26 protein-coding genes and 8 pseudogenes are annotated in these 20,942 nt (G+C 52.2%); 13 read left to right on the top strand and 21 right to left on the bottom strand.

Features of this window, described 5'->3' with window-relative positions; genetic code table 11:
* Position 1: 1 nt before the first annotated feature.
* The 8 genes and pseudogenes from SGP1_RS36350 to SGP1_RS10630 form a co-directional block, all read right to left on the bottom strand.
* On the bottom strand, positions 2-622 hold the full coding sequence (locus SGP1_RS36350) for a phage baseplate assembly protein V (RefSeq protein ID WP_424141124.1): 621 nt from the start codon (positions 620-622) through the stop codon (positions 2-4).
* A 214-nt stretch (positions 623-836) separates the two neighbouring features.
* Positions 837-1,277 (bottom strand): phage virion morphogenesis protein, encoded by a 441-nt coding sequence (locus SGP1_RS10600; RefSeq protein ID WP_011411034.1) that lies wholly within the window; start codon positions 1,275-1,277, stop codon positions 837-839.
* On the bottom strand, positions 1,240-1,617 hold the full coding sequence (locus SGP1_RS10605; RefSeq protein ID WP_011411035.1) for a phage tail protein: 378 nt from the start codon (positions 1,615-1,617) through the stop codon (positions 1,240-1,242). The genes SGP1_RS10600 and SGP1_RS10605 overlap by 38 nt, the downstream gene beginning before the upstream one ends.
* Positions 1,618-1,680: 63 nt before the next feature.
* A complete protein-coding gene (lysC, locus tag SGP1_RS33240) occupies positions 1,681-2,019 on the bottom strand; it encodes an Rz1-like lysis system protein LysC (protein WP_011411036.1) in 339 nt (112 codons plus the stop codon).
* 282 nt (positions 2,020-2,301) lie between these two features.
* Positions 2,302-3,570, bottom strand: a complete 1,269-nt coding sequence (locus SGP1_RS10615; RefSeq protein WP_083764726.1) for a DUF3472 domain-containing protein — start codon at positions 3,568-3,570, stop codon at positions 2,302-2,304.
* Between the two features lie 139 nt (positions 3,571-3,709).
* Entirely contained in the window at positions 3,710-4,441 is a 732-nt protein-coding gene (gene gpM / locus SGP1_RS10620) for a phage terminase small subunit (protein ID WP_011411038.1), read from the bottom strand.
* Positions 4,441-5,451 (bottom strand): annotated as a pseudogene (locus SGP1_RS10625) (phage major capsid protein, P2 family). The gene gpM and the pseudogene SGP1_RS10625 overlap by 1 nt, the downstream one beginning before the upstream one ends.
* A gap of 32 nt (positions 5,452-5,483) precedes the next feature.
* Positions 5,484-6,098: a GPO family capsid scaffolding protein gene (locus tag SGP1_RS10630; protein WP_050747568.1), complete on the bottom strand. Its 615-nt coding sequence runs from the start codon at positions 6,096-6,098 to the stop codon at positions 5,484-5,486.
* Between the two features lie 93 nt (positions 6,099-6,191).
* Here SGP1_RS10630 and SGP1_RS10635 point away from each other — a divergent pair.
* The 3 genes and pseudogenes from SGP1_RS10635 to SGP1_RS33245 form a co-directional block, all read left to right on the top strand.
* Positions 6,192-7,730, top strand: a pseudogene (locus tag SGP1_RS10635) (terminase large subunit domain-containing protein); the annotation flags it as partial.
* A 94-nt stretch (positions 7,731-7,824) separates the two neighbouring features.
* Positions 7,825-8,763 (top strand): annotated as a pseudogene (locus SGP1_RS10640) (phage portal protein).
* A gap of 348 nt (positions 8,764-9,111) precedes the next feature.
* Positions 9,112-9,309, top strand: coding sequence for a hypothetical protein (locus SGP1_RS33245; RefSeq protein ID WP_243466228.1), 198 nt, complete (start codon positions 9,112-9,114; stop codon positions 9,307-9,309).
* Positions 9,310-9,459: 150 nt separating this feature from the next.
* Here SGP1_RS33245 and SGP1_RS30725 read toward each other — a convergent pair whose 3' ends face one another.
* Positions 9,460-9,624: a hypothetical protein gene (locus SGP1_RS30725; protein ID WP_158302376.1), complete on the bottom strand. Its 165-nt coding sequence runs from the start codon at positions 9,622-9,624 to the stop codon at positions 9,460-9,462.
* A gap of 229 nt (positions 9,625-9,853) precedes the next feature.
* On the opposite strand from SGP1_RS30725, the pseudogene SGP1_RS27215 reads away from it, so the two are divergent.
* Positions 9,854-10,472 (top strand): annotated as a pseudogene (locus SGP1_RS27215) (IS110 family transposase); the annotation flags it as partial.
* Positions 10,473-10,575: 103 nt separating this feature from the next.
* On the opposite strand, the pseudogene SGP1_RS36355 reads toward SGP1_RS27215, so the two are convergent.
* The 10 genes and pseudogenes from SGP1_RS36355 to SGP1_RS10695 all read right to left on the bottom strand — a co-directional run.
* Positions 10,576-11,264, bottom strand: a pseudogene (locus SGP1_RS36355) (replication endonuclease); the annotation flags it as partial.
* 407 nt (positions 11,265-11,671) lie between these two features.
* A complete protein-coding gene (locus tag SGP1_RS27225; RefSeq protein ID WP_011410445.1) occupies positions 11,672-12,358 on the bottom strand; it encodes a Dam family site-specific DNA-(adenine-N6)-methyltransferase in 687 nt (228 codons plus the stop codon).
* Positions 12,359-12,368: 10 nt separating this feature from the next.
* Complete coding sequence (locus SGP1_RS10660; RefSeq protein WP_050747569.1) at positions 12,369-12,593, bottom strand: 3'-5' exonuclease; 225 nt, start codon at positions 12,591-12,593, stop codon at positions 12,369-12,371.
* 1 nt (position 12,594) lies between these two features.
* Entirely contained in the window at positions 12,595-12,996 is a 402-nt protein-coding gene (locus SGP1_RS10665) for a hypothetical protein (protein WP_050747570.1), read from the bottom strand.
* Positions 12,993-13,373, bottom strand: coding sequence for a DUF551 domain-containing protein (locus SGP1_RS10670; protein ID WP_041866885.1), 381 nt, complete (start codon positions 13,371-13,373; stop codon positions 12,993-12,995). Before SGP1_RS10670 ends, SGP1_RS10665 begins: the two co-directional genes overlap by 4 nt.
* Positions 13,370-13,630: a hypothetical protein gene (locus SGP1_RS10675; RefSeq protein WP_041866886.1), complete on the bottom strand. Its 261-nt coding sequence runs from the start codon at positions 13,628-13,630 to the stop codon at positions 13,370-13,372. The genes SGP1_RS10670 and SGP1_RS10675 overlap by 4 nt, the downstream gene beginning before the upstream one ends.
* Before the next feature lie 15 nt (positions 13,631-13,645).
* Positions 13,646-13,936, bottom strand: coding sequence for a hypothetical protein (locus tag SGP1_RS10680; protein ID WP_041866887.1), 291 nt, complete (start codon positions 13,934-13,936; stop codon positions 13,646-13,648).
* A gap of 41 nt (positions 13,937-13,977) precedes the next feature.
* Positions 13,978-14,647, bottom strand: a pseudogene (locus tag SGP1_RS10685) (lambda exonuclease family protein).
* Positions 14,644-15,492: a phage recombination protein Bet gene (gene bet, locus SGP1_RS10690; RefSeq protein ID WP_041866888.1), complete on the bottom strand. Its 849-nt coding sequence runs from the start codon at positions 15,490-15,492 to the stop codon at positions 14,644-14,646. Before bet ends, SGP1_RS10685 begins: the two are co-directional and overlap by 4 nt.
* Positions 15,482-15,874, bottom strand: coding sequence for a hypothetical protein (locus SGP1_RS10695; RefSeq protein ID WP_041866889.1), 393 nt, complete (start codon positions 15,872-15,874; stop codon positions 15,482-15,484). The genes bet and SGP1_RS10695 overlap by 11 nt, the downstream gene beginning before the upstream one ends.
* Positions 15,875-16,511: 637 nt before the next feature.
* On the opposite strand from SGP1_RS10695, the gene SGP1_RS33250 reads away from it, so the two are divergent.
* Together SGP1_RS33250 and SGP1_RS33255 are read left to right on the top strand one after the other, a co-directional pair.
* Positions 16,512-17,189, top strand: coding sequence for a reverse transcriptase domain-containing protein (locus SGP1_RS33250; RefSeq protein ID WP_243466229.1), 678 nt, complete (start codon positions 16,512-16,514; stop codon positions 17,187-17,189).
* Positions 17,189-17,443 (top strand): hypothetical protein, encoded by a 255-nt coding sequence (locus SGP1_RS33255; RefSeq protein ID WP_243466212.1) that lies wholly within the window; start codon positions 17,189-17,191, stop codon positions 17,441-17,443. Before SGP1_RS33250 ends, SGP1_RS33255 begins: the two co-directional genes overlap by 1 nt.
* 263 nt (positions 17,444-17,706) lie before the next feature.
* On the opposite strand, the gene SGP1_RS10710 is transcribed toward SGP1_RS33255, so the two are convergent.
* Positions 17,707-17,916: a hypothetical protein gene (locus SGP1_RS10710; protein ID WP_041866890.1), complete on the bottom strand. Its 210-nt coding sequence runs from the start codon at positions 17,914-17,916 to the stop codon at positions 17,707-17,709.
* Positions 17,917-18,224: 308 nt separating this feature from the next.
* On the opposite strand from SGP1_RS10710, the gene SGP1_RS35085 reads away from it, so the two are divergent.
* From SGP1_RS35085 to SGP1_RS35105, 5 genes and pseudogenes are all read left to right on the top strand, one after another.
* Positions 18,225-18,320 (top strand): IS1 family transposase, encoded by a 96-nt coding sequence (locus SGP1_RS35085; RefSeq protein ID WP_279379454.1) that lies wholly within the window; start codon positions 18,225-18,227, stop codon positions 18,318-18,320.
* A gap of 75 nt (positions 18,321-18,395) precedes the next feature.
* Complete coding sequence (locus SGP1_RS35090) at positions 18,396-18,497, top strand: IS1-like element transposase (protein ID WP_279379455.1); 102 nt, start codon at positions 18,396-18,398, stop codon at positions 18,495-18,497.
* Between the two features lie 26 nt (positions 18,498-18,523).
* Positions 18,524-18,658: an IS1 family transposase gene (locus SGP1_RS35095; RefSeq protein ID WP_341532865.1), complete on the top strand. Its 135-nt coding sequence runs from the start codon at positions 18,524-18,526 to the stop codon at positions 18,656-18,658.
* Positions 18,597-18,857: pseudogene (locus SGP1_RS35100) on the top strand (IS1 family transposase); the annotation flags it as partial. The gene SGP1_RS35095 and the pseudogene SGP1_RS35100, both read left to right, overlap by 62 nt.
* Positions 18,845-18,988, top strand: coding sequence for a hypothetical protein (locus tag SGP1_RS35105; RefSeq protein ID WP_279379467.1), 144 nt, complete (start codon positions 18,845-18,847; stop codon positions 18,986-18,988). The pseudogene SGP1_RS35100 and the gene SGP1_RS35105, both read left to right, overlap by 13 nt.
* Here SGP1_RS35105 and SGP1_RS10725 read toward each other — a convergent pair.
* Positions 18,967-19,566, bottom strand: coding sequence for a LexA family protein (locus tag SGP1_RS10725; protein WP_243466230.1), 600 nt, complete (start codon positions 19,564-19,566; stop codon positions 18,967-18,969). The genes SGP1_RS35105 and SGP1_RS10725 overlap by 22 nt on opposite strands.
* Before the next feature lie 175 nt (positions 19,567-19,741).
* Between SGP1_RS10725 and SGP1_RS27235 the strand changes: the two genes are divergently transcribed.
* On the top strand, positions 19,742-19,993 hold the full coding sequence (locus tag SGP1_RS27235) for a Cro/CI family transcriptional regulator (protein ID WP_083764728.1): 252 nt from the start codon (positions 19,742-19,744) through the stop codon (positions 19,991-19,993).
* Between the two features lie 409 nt (positions 19,994-20,402).
* Positions 20,403-20,912: pseudogene (locus SGP1_RS35655) on the top strand (hypothetical protein); the annotation flags it as partial.
* Positions 20,913-20,942 lie beyond the last annotated feature (30 nt).

Here is a 20,942-nt window from a genome sequence, read left to right on the forward strand (position 1 = left end):
GTTATCCTCCTAAGGGCAGCGTCAGGGTGAGCGGTGCGGCAGTATCGGTACGCTGTCCCACCAGGTCAACCGTCATTTTTCCGCTGGCCGCGCTGGATAGCCGGAGCTGGGTGAGCGTCAGGCGATCTTCCCAGCGCAGCAGCGCGCCGTAGAGAGCGGCCATGATTTGCAGCCTTAATGCCGGCGTCTGCGGCTGGTCAATCAGCGCAAAGAGTGTCGAGCCGTAGTCCCGGTGCATAACGCGGCTACCGGTGGGCGTTTGCAGGATATCAGCCACTGACTGGCGCAGATGGGCCATATCGGACAGCCCCTCGCCGCTTTGCCGGTGGCTGTCCAGCGTCACGCCGTTGGAGGTCAGGCTACCGCCGCTGTGGGTGAGGGTGCCCTGCATCGTGCCGCCCTCGGTGATACTGAGAGTGCGGGCGCGCAGATGCTGGGTGCAAACGACCTCCGGCGTATCGAGCGTGATACGCTCACTGGCGGTCACCAGGACTATGGGGGTCGTCACCGCGGCCGATTCGCTGGCTTGAATCTGGGCGGTTTTGATGCCGCGCGCCGTCAGTGCGCCGGTGTCCGGATCGTATTCCATCACCGCGCCATCCGGGAACGTCAGGTGTACCACATCCGGCGCGGCGGAGGGCGCCGAGTGGATGTCGGAAAAGACGGCCGGCAGCGGCCGGTGGTGGTGTCCACGCGGGAGACGACACCTAAGCGGATCAGGTTGGCCAGCAGGCGTTTAATGTCAGCGAGTGCAGTTTTCATCTGTCAGTGTGCCGCGTCGGGGGGGGGGGGGCGCGGCACGAGGTAGGGCTTGTGTCAGGGGCGTTACAAGGCGGCTATCGGGCGAGGTGGGCCAGCGCCAGATCGGCTATCCAGTCACGGTCGGCGTCGGTAAAGCCCAGCAGCTGACGACGGGCATAGCGTACCGTCGGGCCGTGTCGGCTGATGCGATCGCGCAAGCCATAATGATGCACCCTCGTCAGGTGCTCAACGGCAGGCGTAAAGCTGACCGACGCGCTATCCGGGGTCGATGCGGTTTTCATAAAACGAGCGGTATGCAGCCGGGTAAACATCGTGCGCCGCAGTCGGCCGTGCTTGTCGCGTACCCGGCGTTTACGGGGAATATAAGGCGAGCCATAAGGGTTTTTCTGTGCCTGGATGTGTTTTTTCTGCCGCTGGCGTAGGGTTTTCGCCACTTCCCGCATCAGCGTACGACGCGGCGGGGGTTCATCCAGGCGGCTAACGGTTAATGTAGCGCCGTCTTCGCGCACAATCACCCTTTCGGTCAGCCGCAGATTGAGACTGGATATCCCGCATCGGGTTATCGAGAAAATCCGCTTCAAAGGTGAAGCCTTTATCGCGTTTATCGGGGTTGGCCATAATATCGGGCTGATGGGTGCGCAGCCAGTGCAGGATAGCTACAACCAGCGGGTCGGCGCTGTCGGCATAATCGGTGATGACTAGGTTCAGGGTGTACTGGTATTCAAACAAGAGGGACGATGCCAGCGTGCTGACAATCGCTCCTTCGTCAATAAAAATATGCAGGCAGTCGGGGTTTTGCGCCACATAGGGTACGGCGGCGGTTAATGCCGCACGGAGCGAATCAGGTTTTAGCATGGGTTTTTTTCGTTAAAAAGCGCGGCTTTTGCGGCTGCCACCACGCCGCGCCAGACCGTGGCGTCATTCAGATAACGGCAGAGGGTGTTGAGTGGCTGTTTTTCGTGCTTCGTCATGGTTTTGGGCCTCAATTTGTCTCAGTGCGGTTTTGTCCTGATTACACATCTCCAGCGCCAGCAGCAGTTGCTCGTTGAGTATCACACTGTCGCCCCAGGTCATGTGCTCTGGGATAACCGGTGGTGGACAGTCATCGAGCAGCTCGGCCGGTATCGGCGTGGGAGGGATGAACAGGTATCTTGTCTGCGTGTGCCCGCAGCCCGTTAACAGCACAGGCAGACAAGCACCGCGAGCCGACGTAATGGCTTCGCGTATCGGGATGATACGGGACTGAAAGTCCTGCACGGCTTGCTGATGTGCATCCTGTGTCGCGCTCCGGCTATCTGGTTGAACAGCGCTACCGCCTGTTCATAGTGGGTAAACTGTGCGCGGGCGGCGTCACGCTCGGCAACCATCGACTGGTTAGCCTGCTTTAAACGGGTGATTTCGACGAACTGGAGTCTAACCACGATAGCGAGAACAACTATTGTGGCGAATATTGAGGTAGCAAAAAGCCTTTTCACAAACATAAAGCCTCTTGCTCCCTTGGTGGTAAATAATTAATACTTAAATAATTTCAATTAACCTTTACAGCTTTAACCATGTGGAATCTGATGAAGGAGTGGTAACTTGAGGCTCCTGTCCAACATTCCACCATCTTGCTTCCCAGTCGGAATTATCGAAGGTTACCCTATCGCCATGTTGATATATAGTGCTCTTATCCCATACCGGATAGATTGAATTATTGACTTCAAAGGAGGTACATTTTACATCCGAATCATCATTAAAGATGCTTGTAATCTTCAATGTCACAAAGTATTTTCCAGGCATCAAATTTTGTGGGAGTTTAATATATGCCAATCTTTGATGTGGCATAAGTTTTGATTCTTGTGCCACAAGAGTGCCGTTAATTTCTTTCTCTCTCACTTCAATAGCGTAAGACAATTGTGGCGATAAACCATCATCAACAGTCCAACTAACTTTCAATGTATCAGATAAAAGTTCCGTAGAAATTGCATCTATTCTAGGTGCTTTTGTCGGCTTCGGCCGTTTATCGAATTGATTGACTTTAAATTCTTTTTCTTTTTTGTCATTTTCAAAATCACCGCCGGCGATAAGCTTAATATTGGTGTTGCTGTTTACAGACTCAGCATTCCACGTTCTCGGCGAACCACCGGCTGATGCTTTATAATACAAAGGTTTTTCCCAGGAACCATCTGAATGCATTTTAAAATGTTGTCCATAAATACCGTGATATCCAAGAGCATTACCCGCAAAACGCTCAAGAAAACCACTTACAGTTTTATTCTTTATAAGAACATCTTTTTTTGGAATCATCACGGATGCAAAATGTACCCATTTTTTAGTTTCATAAGAATACATAAACATCCCTGCATGAGTAACATCTTCCTCTTGTATATACCAACGTCTGATTGCAGTTGCATACCATTGATTGGTTTTCCAGGGCATGGGATGTGACGTATGTAAGCCTGTACCTTCTCCACCAAAGCGATTTGAATATAATCCAGGGCATCCGTATTCTAGTTTTACTTCTGTAGGCTCATCAGGTGTGGTTTCTTTCATATCCCAAACAGAGAATATGTTATTATAAACAAACGGTACACCCTCTAGTATTTTATCTTTTTGATGCTGAATACCTGCATAACTACCTCTTTCTCCAAAGTAAGGATTACATGTAGACCAGTATACATGTTCAGCATCACCTTCAGAAGGGACATATTGTTCCGTGTAAATTAGTTCTGCATATGTTGAGTTAAATACGGAATTAATATAAGGCCCCGAAGTAGGTACTGAATTATAAGAAAACTCTGACATAAAGTTTGTGCTTTTTTTCATTTTTATCACCTTTAGTAATATTATAGACTATTTTTGCAAAGCTCTCGCTCCACAACCCACTGACTGATCCGCTCTTTAGAGACGTTGGCACTAACAGATTTCCTGGGCCGTATCTCGTCACAGGTACGGGTCAATTCATTTACTCTCTTGACTCAAACAACGCTTTCTCTTTCTGTCGGCGCTTAATCAGGCCCGGTTCAGCGGGTACCGCGTCCAGCGCCAGAGTGCCGGCGCGCTCCTGCGCCCGATGCCAGACGGCCAGCCGGGTATTCACCTCATGCATGGCGTTCAGCGCCGCCTCACGCACACGGACCGGGGTCAGGGTACCGTCCTGGCGTAGCGCGTGGCCCACTACTTTTAGCAAACAGGCCTTCACCTTGTCCGGCATATCCTGCCCAGCCAGCAATGAGCGGGCGCGCAAGAGCTGCTCAGTATCGAGCGGCTGGCCGTCATTCAGGTTGCGCTGGGCGCTGGCGGTGACCTTTTCTGCAATAAGACAGGGCGTGGCGCGCTCGAATCCGTCCGGGGCCAGCAGGGCGTGGCGCAGGGCATAGTCGCCGATATCCAGCGCCGCGGTGATGTCACCCACATCCAGCAGCCAGACCAGCATCCGCATCAGCACCGCGTCCTGCGCCCCGGTGCCGCTTGCCAGCACGCCGGCGACCCAGGGCTGATAGGTGGGCAACATCTCGCGCTTGAGCTGCGCCTTGCGGCGGCGGGATTCGACGTGATGCAGCCGGTCCAAATCCTGCTTCAGCTTGAACAGCAGCAGCTCGTAATGGCCCAGATGGCTCATTTGCGCGCTTTCATCCTGTGAGGCCGCCAACTCGGCGGCTACAAAGGCGCGGTGATAACGGGCAGGATTACTCATCAGCCCTTATTCCCCTGGCTTTTTGGAGGCGTGACTTCCGGCTCGAGGATCTGGATATTTTCAATCAGCGCCGTGCACTGATAATCCTCGACCACATACTCCTCGTTGACGGATTCAAAGTTTTCAATGCGATCCCGCTTCGGGTTATCTATCAGGTGCCGTCCTGCCAGTAGATGGACAGGTTATCCAGGCGGGTGATCAAAATGGTGTTATCAGGGAAGAACGGTACCCGTATTGCCTGCAGGCCGCCGAGGCGTTTCTGGCTGATTAACCAACGGGAAATATTTATCCGCCAACAGTGAACGCCCACAGAGGGCGACCAGTTCGGTATCATCCTGGAACCAGGGGGGCGATATGCTCGTCCGTGGCGTTCATCACCAGCGCATCCAGGTTTTTATAATCCCCTTTGACACCGACGCGGATTTTCTCGGACACCATGCTACCAGTGGAGGAGACCATTTTATTCATCACCTGTGTCGCGGCCGCCTTGCGGATTTTTGCCAGGAAGCCAATATTCACGTCCTGCAACAGCTTGTTGACTTTGAAATCGGAGGTTTTGGCGCGCGAAGTGCCGTTACAGCCGATCATAATGCGATCCAGCGCCTGGCGTTTCACAATCTGGTTGCGGATACGGGTCTGGAAATCCGGGAACTTGGCCCATGCATCCAGCTTGGCGTATTTCAGTGCGGTATCAAAGTTGGTCTGAGTGCAGACATAGCCCACCTCATCCAGGCTGCTGGGGTCGAGGGGTTCACGCTCTTTGGTATCGATGTCGGTGGTGCTGGCAATCGGGCGATCAACACCCAGACCCATCTTCTGGCCGCTCTGCTCATCGACCGGCACGATATTAATTTTTTTCAGAAAATCACTGCTGTCCTGGATTTTTGACTCCAGCGTCTGACTGACGGGTCAACGGTAAAACGGGTGACCACATCCTCGGCATCAAGATGATTCAGGTGCGCGACCTGCTGTAAAAACGCCTTGTATTGGCTGCGTGTCTTCGGATTCATTCGAGTTTTCCTATCATCTGCCGTTGCGTCTGTCAGCAGTCGGTTAAAGTCACGCCGTTGCCGCCGGTGGCCGGTTCGCGCCGTGCTGGGGAACGGTCAGTGTTGCCAAGACGGGCGGTTAAGGCGTCCAGTGCGGTTTCTGTTGCCCCCTGACGGGCTTGCAGTGCCGCAATGGCCTCCGGCAGCGCCGAGAATTCGCCCAGCCGGGCGTCCAGTCCCTGCTGATGCTCCGCCACCAATGTCACGGCCTGATGCACATCGTCGAAACGCGGGTCATCGGTGGAGGGCTTTTTGCCAAACAGGGCGGCGATGTGTCTAAACAGGCCCGGCTTGTCGACCGCCGGCGCCTCAAAGGCCAGGCAGGTTTCTTCGCAGGCGCCGAAGAAGAGGCCTCTGTCCGCTAGGTGTTGCGCACTGAACATCATCATTTCACTGCCGAGCGAAGCCGGATTATCGGTAAAGGCGATGCCGGTCAGGTAAGCCTTGCCGGTGTCAGCAAACTTTTTGTAGTACTCAATACTGGTGTAAATCTTCTGCCGGCGCTGGTTCAGCGCCACCAGGTCGTCGGTGGCGTCAATCTGGGCCAGCAGCGCCAGCTTGCCCTTGAGCGGACCGTCGGCAATGTCCTCGTCTTTCAGGGCCAGCATATCCCCTTGTGATTTGAATATGCTGTCGGGGAACAGGCTGTTGACATGCTACAGATTGGCGCGGGCCGGTCGGAAAGCCGGATCGAACGCGTCCGCCATTTTAAGGAAATCGACCTGCTGGCCCGTCAGGCCGAGCATCATGCGCGGATTGGTAAATATAACGCCGGCGGCAACGAAGCCGATCTGAACCCCAATGTAGAAAACCGTAACCGTGGCCCGCGCAAAAAACCACTGCGCAATGCGTTTACGCCGGAGCAACAGACGCAGCTTAAGGCGCTTTTTCTGGACTCACTCTACGATTACCAGCGCATCTGGTATCAGGCGGGCCTCTCCAATGAATTTCGCATTCGCAATTTACTCAAATCGCACCAGATGGGGGCGACGTTCTATTTTGCCCGCGAAGCGCTGATTGACGCACTGGATACCAGGCGTAACCAGATGTTTGTCTCGGCGTCCAAAGCGCAGGCGCATCAGTTTAAGAATTATATTGTGGATTTTGCCCAGGAAGTGGATGTCGTGCTGAAAGGCGAGGTGATTATCCTGCCCAACGGTGCCGAGCTACACTTTTTTAGCACCAATGCCAATACCGCCCAGGGGCGTTCCGGTAACCTCTATCTGGACGAATATTTCTGGATCCGCGGCTTTCGCAAGCTGCGTAAGGTAGCGTCGGGCATGGCCTCGCAAAATCGCTACCGGTTAACCTATTTTTTCTACCCCGTCGAGTGTGACCCATGAGGCGTATGCCTTCTGGAACGGCACGCTGTTTAACAAGGGGAAAGCGACCGCCCGACAGAAAGACATCGATGTCAGCCATCAACGGCTGGCCGGTGGCGTGCTGTGTGAGGATAAACAGTTCCGGCAAATTGTCACCGTAGAGGACGCGGTACGCGGGGGCTGCAACCTGCTGACTATCGACGATCTGCGTGCCGAAAACAGCGATGAGGATTTTGCCAACCTCTATCTGTGCCACTTTATTGATGATGCCACCGCCACCTTCTCCCTGGCGGAAATGGAGCGCTGCATGGTGGACAGCTGGGTACGCTGGACGATGTGAAACCCTTTGCCCGGCGGCCAGCCGCCGATCGCGAAGTCTGGATAGGCTACGATCCGGCCAGCTCCGAGCACAGCGACAGCGCCGGCTGTGCGGTGGTGATGCCCCCGCGCGTGCCAGGCGGCCCGTTTCGGGTACTGGAGCGCCACCAGTGGAAAGGCATGGATTTTACCGCCCAGGCCGCCAACATCAAGGGGCTGACCGAGCGCTACAACGTGACCTATATCGGCATTGACAATACCGGCCTGGGGCGCTCGGTATCGCAGCTGGTTCGGCAGTTTTTTCCCGCCGTCAACACCATCAACTACATCCTGGAAATGAAAACCGATCTGGTGCTGAAAGCCAAGGATGTCATCCGCGCCGGCCGTCTGAAGTTTGATGCAGGCTGCCTGGATATCGCCAAGGCGTTTATGGCTATCCGTCGGCAGTTGACCGCCTCCGGGCGGCGGGCCACCTATGTCACCAGCCGCGCCGAAGGCGTCAACCACAGTGACGTCGCTTGGGCGGTGATGCATGCCTTGTTAAATGAACACCTCGAAGGGACAACCGGCACCAACGCCGGCTTTATGGAGATATTTTAAGATGCGTCAATCCCGCAAGGGGCCAAAAACAGGCCCGCAACCGCGCACGGGCGCGCCACGTGCCGAGGTGTTTACCTTTGATGATCCGCTCCCCATGATAGATCGGCGTGAAATGCTCGATTATCTGGAGTGTGCCATCGTCGATCGCTGGTATGCGCCGCCGGTGTCCTTTAACGCGCTGGCAAAGACCTTCCGCGCAGCGGTGCATCATAGCTCCCCAATTTACATGAAACGTAATGTGTTGGTGAGCCTGTTTCAGCCCCACCGTCTGCTGTCCAAGCAGAATTTTAGCCGCTTTGCACTCGATTTTATGGTGTTTGGCAACGCCTTTCTTGAAAGCCGGGTGAACCGGCTGGGTGAGGTGATGACACTCACCCCCAGCCCGGCCAAGTATACCCGCGTGGGGGTTGAGCCAGGCACCTATTGGTATGTCGCCTAGCCTCAGACACCCCACCCGTTTGCGTCAGGCGCGATATTTCATCTGCTGGATCCGGATATCAACCAGGAGATTTACGGTGTACCGGAGTACCTGTCCGCCCTGAACTCGGTGTGGCTGAATGAAGCGGCGACGCTGTTTCGCCGCAAGTACTACCTCAATGGCAGCCATGCCGGCTTTATCCTGTACATGAACGATGCGGCACAGAGTCAGGACGATATTGACGCCCTGCGCAAGGCAATGAAAGCATCGAAAGGCCCAGGCAACTTCCGCAACCTGTTTATGTATGCGCCGAACGGCAAAAAAGACGGGTTGCAGCTTATCCCGCTGGCCGAGGTGGCGGCAAAGGATGAGTTTATGCACATCAAAAACACCAGCCGGGATGATCAGCTGGCCGCGCAGCGCATCCCGCCGCAGTTGATGGGGATTTTACCCAACAATACCGGCGGCTTTGGTGATGTGGAAAAAGCGGCGCGGGTGTTTGCCATCAATGAGCTTGCCCCTCTTCAGCAACGTCTGAGCGAAATTAACGATTGGGTGGGCGAAGAGGTGGTGCGATTTAAGCCCTATAAGCTGCTGGATAATGAGGCCGGATAAGCGCTCGGGGAAGGCATCATGCCGGAATTGAGCCTGCACAACCAGGGTGCACAAATTTGCACAATTTTGTGCAGAAGAAACTGCCCTGAAAACCCCGCCGGATAAGGGTTGAAGGTGATTTTTCGGTGCATAAAAAGTGAATAATCAAGTGAACAGCGCGCAGGCGTGGGGGGACTGCGCGCAGAGGGGCTTGGAAGGCAAAATAAACCCTGCGCTCTGAGAGGATCCTGGGCGTGTTGATATGACAGTGAATAGCAGGTATATTATTCATTTTTATGAATAAAAAATCATTTTATTTACGCTGTCGGCGGTCAGGGCAGAATGCACGGGCTTTAGGAGAATCAGTATATGGGATGGATAGGCGTCGACTTGGACGGCACGCTGGCCGAGTCACGCACAGGCCAGGGCGCGCGCATCGGTAAACCGGTGGGGCCGATGATGCAACGCATCAGGCGCTGGCTGAGTGAAGGGCGCGAAGTCAGGATTTTTACCGCACGGGCGTCGACAACGGGCGGCGTCCGCGCGGTGCAAAGCTGCCTGCGTTAGCCGTGACGAATATGAAAAACAGCGAGATGTTACAGCTATGGAATGATCGGGCGATCCGGGTGGTGAAAAATACCGGCAAGATCTGCGCGGGATGCGAAAAATGCCACGCCCTGACCGCTGAAGATTAGGGGACGTTAACGGATTGTTAAATCATTGCGGCGCGGGCAGGTTGTCCAGCTCGTTGTCGGTCAGTCCGGTGGACAGTCTGACAACGGCGCGATCGACACCATTAGCAAGAAGCTGACAGGCGATCTGGATACGGCCTTCCTGCCGTCCTTCCTTATTACCAGAATCGTTAAGTCTACTCGTTTGCATGGTTTTGCGACAGAGAAATGTTGAATGAAGTTGCCGTCACGGTGAAAGCATCCTTGTATCTTGAAATTTAGTTAGCATAGTGACGAATAGATTTGGCAAGGTGTATGTAGTCTGATTCATCCCAGGGTTTATAGCCCGTAGAGAAGCTAATGACGCCTATACTGAGCCACTCATCTGAAACCTGAACAGTTGTCCGTACTCCATAACGTATTTGCAAGGATGGGTAATAATGAGTCTGCCAAATCCACTTTTTGTGGGAATTGATGTTTTTAAAGCGACACTGGACATTGCTGCCAGCAGTGATATTGCTCAGTTTACGGTCAGTAATGACTCTGACGGACGGTTTTGATGCTATTACTGATGAACTGAGAAAGTATCCGGTGGTGTTGGTTCTGATAGAGGCCACTGGTGGACTTGAAGCTGCCGTGGCCTGCTTGTTTCAGGCTGAAGGCTTTGACGTCGCGGTGGTCAATCCCAGACAGGCTCGTGACTTTGCCCGCACTATGGGCTATCTGGCAAAAACGGACCGTATTGATGCACGGGTGCTTGCACAAATGGCGGAGGTCACTAATCGACATCCAGGGCGGGAACGCTTTATCCGTGCCATGCTGGATGCGGAGCTTCAGGTTCTTGCTGCGATGGTAGTGCGCCGACGCCAGCTGACAGCGATGTTGATTGCTGAGCGTAACCGTCTTTATCCCGTTCATCCACAGAGCGGGAAAAGTATCAATATCATCATCAAAGCGCTGGAAGATGAGCTTGCCAGAATCGATGAAGACATGAACAACCACATCAGGAACCACTTCAAAGAGCTGGCTGCCAGACTGAGCAGTATTAAAGGGGTTGGTATGATGGCGGGTATTTATGGCCGCCTCGGGGGGCGGTAAGGGGGGCGTTGTGCGCCAATCTGAGGTTGGCGGCCCTGGATCCCCCGTGCAGTTAGTGACAGAACTCGAACAGGCCGCGGATACTGAGCCTTTCCTCGCCGTACTGATTGAGTACCTCGGCGGGCTGGTACCAGGTGCGCACCGCCAGATCATAACGCTTGACCAGTGGCCCACCCTGTGCATTGACATACCCGGCCCAGTCGGGGCGTTGGCCGCATCGTGGCAGGCGGCAAATTCCACGCTCAGGCCGTGCGCGGTTTCGCTGTCATTCAGGCAGCGCAGCTCCCGCCAGACGGTGACGGGAATGCACCCGATAAACTGAAACTGACGAATGCCCCAGCGTGAAACCCAGGCGGTGGCGCTGCCTTTTTCCGGGTCAATGGCTTTGGCATCAAATCGGGCGTTTGCCGCGACGGCGCTGCGTAATTCTTCGCAGTCTGCCGCCGTGGCATAGTCGCGCAGGATTTCCAGGATGCGGGGCATGTCTTCCAGGCGGGCAAATATCAGTAAATAACCCCTTATACGCACCATCAGTTCAGTCCGTCGGATGGCGGGATTGGCCTGGCTGGCGGCATAGCCATCCATCAGGCTGATACGGTTACCCTCTCCATCTTCCAGCGCCATGCATTTGCGCCACTCGTTGGCGGTACGGCGCAGGCTGTTCAGCCACCACCGCGCATCACACATTCGTCTGATGGCCGGTTGGGCATCAAAGGGAACAAAACATTTTTCTAGCTTGCGCCAGAGCGGCGGCTGTAGGCCCAGCAGATGAACAATGTGGGCCAGGTGGTCATAGACGATGCGCCATTCGCTTTTATCGCACTGCGCGTGGGTCAGGCGGGCCACTTCCGTGGCGGCAACATGGGCGGCGTCGTTCGCCAGGGACTTGAGTGCATGACTGTCCAGGTCGGGCAGACGCTGACGCTGGGTGCGCAGGCGTAAAAAGGCCACCACGCCATTATGCTGGGGGGATTGGGTTGCGCGGTCGCCAAACAGCGCCCGGAAATCGTCGTCTGCTATTTCATTCAGGCGGTAGCCGGCGTTTACACGCGCAATGCGCGGCAACATCACCTTAACCACGGACTCGGTTAGCCAGCGGCGGGCGCTGTCAAAGCCCTTTTGCTTTTCGCGCTGGTCAAAGCGCCAGTAAATACTGGAACTCACCGTTTCCAGCTGGTCGTCAACCTGCTTTTTCGCCAGGAGAGTGTCCTCGCGGCGAAGCTCGGTAAGGCGCATTTCCTCAACGGCGTGATGTAATAACCGGTGAAGCCGTCCCTGTCTTCAGGCGGGAAATAAGACGGGTCGGTATACACTGCGTAGTGCTCATCTACATGGAGCGCCAGTGTTTCCTCAAAGGGCAGGCAGACAAACCGGATATGGGTATCGCGCGCCTTTTCGGCGAACAGGCGGATTTCTGCGGCGGGGAAATAGGGCTTTTTGTAATGTTCATACGGGATGTTAAATTCGCCACGCAGGTTGTAGCGGCACAGGCCGTTGTAGCCATGGCGATTGAGGTAAAGGAACACGGCGGCACGTTTAATGCCCCTGGTCGCTCGCCATTGGGCAAAATTGGTGCGGTAACGAAAATAGTCAACAGAAGTGTTAGCGTGCCTGAACAGCGGCAGCGCTGCCTGTATGACGCTTTCCGGGCTATCAACAACCGCCTGGTAGAAATTGATAAGGTCCGGGTTAATGTCTGCCAGCACATAGCGAGGGTAGTCAGTAGCGAGGAAAACCGAGGCACCGCCGACAAAAGGTTCGACCAGACAGTCAGCCGCCGGCAGGAAGGGGCGCAAGCGGGGCATCAGGCGAGACTTGCCGCCCGCCCATTTCAGGATAGGTTTCATCTGCATGTCCTCAGCAATGTTCGATAAAAGCGTCGGAATGACGCTGCCAGATTTCTGCCACCACCTGCGCCTGATAGCAGGCATCCTCAAGGGAGTGGTGCTTCAGGGTCTGGCGCGCGGGCGAGCAGCCGGTTGCCTGTGCCAGACATTGCAGAGTGCGCATATCCCGCACCCGCCAGTAATGCCAGGGGATGGGCAGGCCATGGCGCTCAAAGGCGGCGCTTATAATCACCACGTCAAAGTTGCCTCCCTTGCACCAGATATTCAGGTGCTTGCGGCCAGCGGGTATCTGGCTGGCACGTCGCCGGGCGCGGCGCTTCCCCATTCACGCATTCCAGCGTTGAGCCGAACGCAAACGGGCGCGTATGGCAGATGGTGCCGATGCACTCGAATTGCGGGTAGAAATCGAACAGGTAAGGTTGCAGCTTCTCCTCAGGGCCGAAGGGCCACTTATTCTGCACTGAGAAAAGCTGGCAACTCTCGCGGGCTTTCTCTTCCTGAGAGTGGAAAAGCTCAAGGGATAAAGGCGAAATCAGCAATTTCCGCATCGCGCGATTGAAATATGACAAGCCGTTATTGTCAGTCACCGCGCAGGGCATAGCCGAACTATGGCAGGTGTAGGTCATGAGCTGGTTCATACCGCCCCCCCGTTTTTCACTGAATTTGGCAATAATGTATCTATAGTGGGTAAATCTGTCAGGTGCATCCAGTGAGTCACGTACCCATTTAAAAATCCCTGACAATCTCCGTCATCAAAATATGCAATATCAATATGCCCATTGCCGATTACAAGAAGCATCAGCCCATCTTTTGGCATTTGCTCGCTGCAAGCAATCCACTTATTGTTTTCTGCATCGCAGTTTTCGTTCTGCCCATCAAGCGAGGTCAGCGCAAACCGGGAAAGTAATATCGCATCCTCCTGGGGAATGGAGTCTTCCTGGCAGGCGTAGTCGGCCAACACGCCAGCCTCATGCATTACTCTAACTTCTTCAAATGCTTTTTCATTATCAATCATTGAGCCTGTACCTCTTCATTCTGAATTTTATGGATGTAATATAATGGCATCATGCCGCCGTATATTTTGAAATGATGGGTAGTGTCATCTTGTTCAGCAACGCATAGTTCAGGTGACCAGCTACCACTTATAATTTTATACTTTTCGTTCAGCTCGGACCATATCTCTACGGCTTCATCTGGACTATCCGCTTCTATCTCATGTCCATAGTCGAAATCTTCTCCGTTCTCAGGATACCATGCGTAAAAGACATTCATTCGGGATTTCTTTTATTAATGATTGGTGTGATAAAAGGTGTTGATTAATTTCATTCTATGCAGTGCATTATTCATCAGGGACGCCAATATTTCTTCTTTCGACAATCTATTTCGGATTCCTTTTTCATATTCTTCTATTATCTTCCTGTCAGCTTCGTATTGAGCGAATTGATTGTCATCCATCATATTCCATCGCTCGGCCTCTGCGATGTTTTCTATCTGGATAATACGTCTTTCCAGTTTTTCGATTTCTTCGATAAGTCCGGTTTCCCGACGTGCAAGTAACCCGGTGAGTAAATCATTCATATTTCACCTCATAAAATTAAATGTTTAGTCATTAAGGAATGTTAATTCCACTGCTCGCCAAAGGTAAATCCAAGTTCAGCTAATGCCATATCCATTCTTTCTGTAAACTCTGGTACGGATTCTTCAAATTTTGAAATGTATTTATCGTTTTATTCAACAATGACGTTGTGAAGTTCTTCACGCTTCATTCGAGGTCATAGTTAGCAAAATGCCATGCTTCTTTACCCGTAACACACATGCTAAACTGAACCTGAGCCATATATTCCGATTTGATGCCGTCAAAGCCATTCAGTCTAAAATTAATAAAGTCGCGTGATGTAAATGGACACTTTAATTCAAGTCCCAGCCCATCACTACAGTCGCCATCGGGGGAGCACGCTACACGCATATCTTCCTCCTTGAATATGATGGGGACGTCGATAACGGTTAACCCTGTAGTGAACTCAAACAGTCGTCTTGCTACCTCTTCGTTTTCTTTTCCCCATTCTAGCGGCCTTGCCTTCACTTCGGGAGATTGCCCGGTACAAATCTCGGCAATCAGCTTATTGAAGTAAGACCGCTTCGTATCCGTCCATTTGTTGCCTGAACGTGGGCTGGAAATCACGCAGGAAGCCTCTGAGGCGGTTATGGCGCCAAGGCGCAAACGCAACCCTGTTGCACCTGCGTGACGTCTATGCCCGTTTTAGACAGAATAACGTCGGCGTCTATCATGCTGCATTCTTGGCGGCTCTTTTCCGCAAGAAGTCGAGCGCCTTTAATGCCTCCTGGTCGGTCAGCTCTGCCGCTTCGCTGACCTGCCGTTTGAATACTGTTGAGCAAAGGGGAAGAAAATCTTCATCCCAGGTTTTGTCTAGAGACAAAAGCAGGTCATTGATAGCTTGCAACGTTTCAGTTGTTGCTCCCTCATGACTCGTTGAGTGGCCTGCGGATGGCGTGACATCGCGCGCGTCGATAACATCCAGCGTCTTGCCTTCCATTTTCTCGGCTGTGGGCTGCTCGATTTCCTGCCATGCCTTGCGAAGTGCCTGAGCTTCTGCGCACTTTGCTATCTGGCCGTAAGGGCACTTTTTCCACATTGCATTAGGTGCGTTAGAATCCCTGCCTGCGGTCGCATAGTTTTCCAGCCAATATTCTTTCGCGCTGTACTCAACAATCTGGCCGCCAGGCATCATCTTGCATACCGTATATTTACACCACTGCGAAAAAGTGACTTCTATGCCATTAAAGGTTTTGGTTTCATCCGGGCCAAATTCTGGCTCCTTGGCACCTGCGTAATTTCCTGACCGGTCTGCCTGTATTCGATACAGTTCGACACCCGGCATAACGACATCTCTTTGCTCTCCCTTGCCGATTTTGGCGTCTTTAATATACATTGTCACCAGATGTACCGGCTTCATTAATGGGTCAAGCTGACGCGCTCGGCAATAGTCCAATGCCATCATGACCGATTCATCTTTAGCGCCGGGATAAATACTATTTTTAAGTGCGCTCCATGTGGAAAAATCAACGCCTTTTTCGGCTAGAATCGCTGAGGTTGTATTTAATTTATTTGCTATTACGCCACCTCGTCAAAACTTTCATGATAATAGAGCAATTAATAGCTTGCTGGTTTCTTACAGCCTGTGCCACTATTTTGTAGGCTGCAATCATAAATTCGTCATTATTTTGCATCGCTAATAGCAGTGCCTTTTCTCCGCATACTGAAATAACCTTTGCCAATTTCTGGGCCAGATATTCATAACTCCATTCGTTGTTGGCCCATTCAACCTCTTTTCCAAGACTTTCCTCTTGCTCCGGTGTGAATCTTTCAACCGTGCAGCGGATTTCGTTTTCGGTTTCAATATTCATTTCATCTCCTTTTATAGCCAAGCTCATATCTAACTGTTGCCGGATGACGTGAAGCGGTCTATAATCCCTGCGTCCAATGATGGAAGTCATTGATCATGCCTCGCAGGAGTTGGTTTGGTCGCCAACTCCGCCGTCACCGGGACGTAAAGCCGGTAGAGACGCCCGCCCTGAAGCGGGCCTTTTTAGTTTAGTGCGCCCAGCATGAGCGCACTCTTGTGGGTGCAAGTCCCGCCGCAAGCTGGCCACAGTGAGCGAAGCACAACTGCGCAAGGGTGACTGAGCGTGGGGAGGAAGTGTGGAGCGAAATGCGAGCCGATGAACAAGAATCGGATAGAAGGCGCTGGCGAGCAGGGTGAGCGGGCGAGAAACCGTGAAACTCTTGTGGTCAAGGCGAGGTGGCGTAGTTCCGGCGGTTGTGCAGTGAAGGAGTGCGTTCTTACCTGGGGGGAGATCTCGCCTGAAAGGGCGACGGTGCAAGCCGGAGCGGGAAGTCAGCAGAGGTCGTAGTAGCCGCTCTGGGTGAAGGGCCGAACGAGAAAGGAGCGCGTCAAACGCCTTGCCGATGAATCGTGTATTGCATCAGATGTCCGCGCTAGCGGAGCGGATCGTTTCAGGGCGAGGTGAAACCTCGTCCAAAGCGCTCAGCGATGAAACTCGACGACTCCCGCGGCAAGAACCGGAAGACGCAGGGCGAGACTTGCTCATGCAAGCACTCGCGAGGGAAAATATGCAACGCGCGTGGAAACGCCTGAAGGCAAACAAAGGAGCTGCGGCGGGGGTCGATGGTCTGAGTATTGCGCAGACCGGACAACACCTGAAGTACGCGTGGCCGACCATCCGGCAACAAGTGATGATCGGCACGTACCGGCCACAACCGGTACGACGCGTAGGCATCCCAAAACCGGATGGAAGCGAACGTGAACTGGGGATACCCACCGTCATCGATCGTCTGATTCAGCAGGCACTGCTCCAGGTGCTGCAACCGCTGATCGATCCCACTTTTAGTGAATATAGATACGGGTTTCGCCCCGGTCGTCGTGGGCATGACGCTGTTCTTGCATCACATCAGTACGTACAAGATGGCTACCGCGTGGTGGTTGATGTTGATCTATCGAAGTTCTTTGATCGGATTAACCACGACATTCTGATTGATCGTTTAAGGAAGCACGTTAACGATGCTGGAGTGATCCGGCTGGTGCGTGCTTACCTGAACGCAGGAATCATGAAGGGCGGTGTGGTTGTCGAGCATGCGGAAGGGACGCCGCAAGGCTGCCCCCTCTCGCTTCTGCTGACCAACGTGCTTCTCGACGAAGTGGATCGGGAGCTTGAACTGCGGGGACACCGCTTTGCCCGCTATGCCGATGACTGCAATGTCTATGTGCGCAGTGAGAAGACTGGCGAGTGATGAAACTGCTCAAGCGCTGCTACGACAAGCTGTACCTGAGGATCAATACATCGAAAAGTGCGGTTGCAAGCGGCTTTGGCCGCAAGTTTCGGGGTTATACCCTCTGGGAAGCCCCGAACGGCGAGATTAGACGCTTGGTGTCGAGAAAGGCGCTGGAGACGTTCAAGCAAAGGATCAGGCAATTGACTGGTCGATCGGGTGGACGCAGCATAAGCCAGGTAATCAAAGCACTACGCCGCTATGTACTGGGCTGAAAAGCGTATTTCCAACTAGCACAACACCTGTCGGCGGTACATAACGTGTTGACGATTGCTTACTTGGATTCCCTTGGCATGCCTAGCCTCACGTAACCTCAACTGCTCGAACCGCACGGTGCGGACCCGTATGCCGGGTGGTGTGGGAGGGGACCGGCCAGTTACTGACCGCCCCTATCCCGATCGTGTTGCGCGCCCCGTAACGTGGGGCTAACGGGTCGTTTCATGCCTCGCAGGGCTTCTGCCCGCCGTCACTACAAAAGTCACAGAAATTCGGAGTAACGCGTTCCGGCTGGCTCAAACTCTGCCGGTACTTCTAAGCTCTCAAATTCTTGCCTTATTGCCCGCAAATTACCCACTGGTTGAAACGAATAGTGCTGATTGACGTAGTTGAAGGATGCCAGCCAGGGCGCGCCTGTGCGCTTGTCCCTGAGCATTACCTGTTTGCCGCTGTTCGGAATAATATTTTTCATTGGTCATGCCTCTCATCTGCTTTCAGATTGTCAGAACGCTTACCTAACCCTTACTGCTGTGCCTCTACGACCTAAGCCGCCAAACTTCTCGCAACCTCCGTCATGATCATCACGCCTCGGGCTGGCTACATTGAGCTAAAGCAATCGGCGGGTGACTCGTAGTATTATTATCTGCCGGGGTTTTGCCGTCGCTGGTTGCTGTTGATGGATTCATGGTAATATAAGTTACTTTCGAGGTGCTAAAAAACCCGATAATGTCTTGAAATGGTTGGTTTTTGTGATATTCTGCCGCTATTTGAGGTTTCCACGTGGTTACAGTTTCTGTTCATTGTCCTCGCTGCCATTCAGATGAAATTTATCGACATGGCCTTAGTCCAACTAAGCGCGAACGCTTCTGGTGTTAGTGCTGTCGCCGTGTATTTCAGCTTACCTACCGCTATGAAGCGCGAAAGCCGGGAGTTAAAGAGCAGATCGTTGATATGGCCTTCAACGGTGCCGGTGTTCGCGATACCGCCAGAGCGTTGAAAATCGGCATCAATACGGTCATCCGGGCTTTAAAAAGCTCTCGCCCCGCCGGATAACGTCTTCTCCCGTTGCTCACGCCGATATTGCCCTTATCTGTGAACTTGATGAGCAATGGAGCTTCGTTGGCAGTAAGGCGCTACAGCACTGGCTCTGGTATGCTTACAATACCAAAACGGGGCGGCGTTCTGGCCTACACTTTTGGCCTCCGAACCGATGAGACCTACCGTGAATTGCTGGCTCTGTTGACGCCATTCAACATCGGCATGATTACCAGTGACAACTGGGGCAGCTATGCAAGAGAGGTGCCGAAGCAGAAACATCTGACTGGCAAGATCTTCACGCAACGCATAGAGCGCAATAACCTGACGCTCCGACCCGCATTAAACGACAGGCGCGTAAAACGATTTGCTTCTCGCGCTCCGTCGAGATTCACGAACAAAGTCATCGGAACCTTCATCGAAAAACACATGTTCTATTAATTGGAGTCATTACCAAATACCTCTCTATAGTTGAGGGGTTGACAAGTTATACTTCTTGTATTACTTGAATAACTAATCCTTTTACAATCAAGTCTTTTATATCCATATCTATTAATTTAAAGTTAGGATTCAAAGATCTGAGATACACATTGGGGCCATCAAGCGATAGTTTTTTGATACTAGGTATACGCTGTTGAGCTAGTTGAACAATAATTATCTTTTCATTCAAGTCCTCAGTCAACATCGATCTTGGTTCAATCAACGCGAAAGAACCTTCTGGTAATGTAGGCATACCATGAGGATTAACCATAGAATCCCCTTTTACTTCAACGATAAATGCGCCTTTTGGAATGTTTCCCATTACATCAATCCACTTTATAGCTTCTGATTCAGTAGCAAATGGAGACCTTCCGTCCCATTCACCAATCTGCGCCCAAGAAACAACAGACACAGATTGATAATTACTGTTGCTAAGTGAATTTTGCGTGGTACTGTCAGCTTTATCTAATCCATACAATAGCCAGTCAGGATTACATTTCAGCGCCTGACAGAGTTTGATAAGATTTTTACCATCAGGTTCACTTTGGCCGTTTTCCCATTTTGTAACTGCTATACGAGAAACTCCAACCATCTTTGAAAGCGTCATTTGAATTATTTTTTGCGCGTTTCTCAGATCTTTTATGCGCCTCGGCATATCCATCTCAGCGGGCCCTATGATTGATAGAGTAACTTATGTTACACCAGAAGGGTTTAATTTTGATTTATATTTAAGGTAACTATAATTACATTCATCGCGTCTTAATGTTAAAATGGTGTCCCCGATGAAAAAGATTGATGTACTTAAATTTTTTGATGGAAGTTTTACTAAAACTGCTCAAGCTCTGGGTATATCGCATGCAGCTGTTTCACGCTGGCGTGATGTTATTCCAGAAAAAAGAGCTTTTCAGCTTGAATTGATCACTCAAGGTAGGTTTAAGCGTAATGCTGATTTGTATGGCTCAAAGAATTCCAAAAATGACTTATCACCTAAACATAACGGAGGCGAAAATCTGACTTATGCAGTTCAACCATGAAGCACTTTGCATTGAACTACGCCGCTGGGCCATTGCTACTAAATTGAGTTAGGTGGGGGAGACTTGCCTCTGTACTCACTGAAGGCATTGGAGTATCGGCGCTCGGGTTCAGTGTCCTATCGCGTTGCGCAGGCGAATAAAGAGTTTGCCAAGGCCGTCAGCGCCGCATTGCTCGATTCTCCGTCTATCCGAAAAGGAAATAAGTGAGGCTATCAGCGCACTGCATGCGCTCCCAAAAAGGCCGGTTTACGGCAACTACTGCCGGGTGTAGCGAGGTATGACCAATGAGAATTTTTGTTGCAATAAAAACATCAGTGCAAATACGGGACCGTCTCCACAGAGCCAGACTGTAACGTATTTGTACTTATTAAGTAACGCTCAGAGCGTTACTGGCTAAACGAGGCATCTTATGTCGTCTAATTGGATAAAAGTCGAGGTCATTACTCCTGATAAGCCGGAGGTATGCCAGTTTGCAGAGTTGCTGGATATTGATCCTGATGCTGCGCTGGGAAAATTAATCCGCTTATGGGCCTGGGCTGACCAGCAAACCGTCGATGGAAAGACAAAGTGTAACGCTGTGAGCGTTACAAAAAATGCAGTTGACCGAATTACGTTTGTAAAAGGCTTTGCAGATGCTCTTATTTCGATTGGTTTGCTGATTGTTGATGATAGCACTCTGAAGTTTCCGAACTTTGAACGTCATAACGGGAATTCTTCTAAAAAACGGGTATTTACAAACCAGCGTGTTACAAAATCACGCAAAATGAAACTCACTACGCCGGAAGAATGTAACGCCGAGAGCGTTACACCAGCGTTTCAAAAAGCGTTACCAGAGATAGAGAGAGAGGAAGATATAAAAGATAACCCCCTCTCTAGCGCGCGTGTGCGAAGTTTGGCGTCTGGACATGATCCATCAGCCAACAACGCGGTGCTCGATAATCGGCCTCCG

The organism is Sodalis glossinidius str. 'morsitans', from assembly GCF_000010085.1.
Classification (GTDB): Bacteria; Pseudomonadota; Gammaproteobacteria; order Enterobacterales; family Enterobacteriaceae; genus Sodalis; species Sodalis glossinidius.

Bases quoted from the DNA above. Each gene is read 5' to 3' on its own strand.
- SGP1_RS33250 (WP_243466229.1), top strand. From the start codon at position 16,512: ATGCAACGCGCGTGGAAACGCCTGAAGGCAAACAAAGGAGCTGCGGCG.
- SGP1_RS10615 (WP_083764726.1), bottom strand. From the start codon at position 3,570: ATGAAAAAAAGCACAAACTTTATGTCAGAGTTTTCTTATAATTCAGTA.
- SGP1_RS27225 (WP_011410445.1), bottom strand. From the start codon at position 12,358: ATGAAACCTATCCTGAAATGGGCGGGCGGCAAGTCTCGCCTGATGCCC.
- SGP1_RS10695 (WP_041866889.1), bottom strand. From the start codon at position 15,874: ATGACTTCCATCATTGGACGCAGGGATTATAGACCGCTTCACGTCATC.
- SGP1_RS10665 (WP_050747570.1), bottom strand. From the start codon at position 12,996: ATGAACCAGCTCATGACCTACACCTGCCATAGTTCGGCTATGCCCTGC.
- SGP1_RS35090 (WP_279379455.1), top strand. From the start codon at position 18,396: ATGGCCTTCAACGGTGCCGGTGTTCGCGATACCGCCAGAGCGTTGAAA.
- SGP1_RS33255 (WP_243466212.1), top strand. From the start codon at position 17,189: ATGAAACTGCTCAAGCGCTGCTACGACAAGCTGTACCTGAGGATCAAT.
- SGP1_RS10710 (WP_041866890.1), bottom strand. From the start codon at position 17,916: ATGAAAAATATTATTCCGAACAGCGGCAAACAGGTAATGCTCAGGGAC.
- SGP1_RS10680 (WP_041866887.1), bottom strand. From the start codon at position 13,936: ATGAATGATTTACTCACCGGGTTACTTGCACGTCGGGAAACCGGACTT.
- SGP1_RS10630 (WP_050747568.1), bottom strand. From the start codon at position 6,098: ATGCTGGCCCTGAAAGACGAGGACATTGCCGACGGTCCGCTCAAGGGC.
- SGP1_RS10725 (WP_243466230.1), bottom strand. From the start codon at position 19,566: ATGACGCTTTCAAAGATGGTTGGAGTTTCTCGTATAGCAGTTACAAAA.
- SGP1_RS30725 (WP_158302376.1), bottom strand. From the start codon at position 9,624: ATGCAAACGAGTAGACTTAACGATTCTGGTAATAAGGAAGGACGGCAG.
- gpM (WP_011411038.1), bottom strand. From the start codon at position 4,441: ATGAGTAATCCTGCCCGTTATCACCGCGCCTTTGTAGCCGCCGAGTTG.
- SGP1_RS10605 (WP_011411035.1), bottom strand. From the start codon at position 1,617: ATGCTAAAACCTGATTCGCTCCGTGCGGCATTAACCGCCGCCGTACCC.
- SGP1_RS33245 (WP_243466228.1), top strand. From the start codon at position 9,112: ATGGGATGGATAGGCGTCGACTTGGACGGCACGCTGGCCGAGTCACGC.
- SGP1_RS10675 (WP_041866886.1), bottom strand. From the start codon at position 13,630: ATGAATGTCTTTTACGCATGGTATCCTGAGAACGGAGAAGATTTCGAC.
- SGP1_RS27235 (WP_083764728.1), top strand. From the start codon at position 19,742: ATGAAAAAGATTGATGTACTTAAATTTTTTGATGGAAGTTTTACTAAA.
- SGP1_RS10670 (WP_041866885.1), bottom strand. From the start codon at position 13,373: ATGATTGATAATGAAAAAGCATTTGAAGAAGTTAGAGTAATGCATGAG.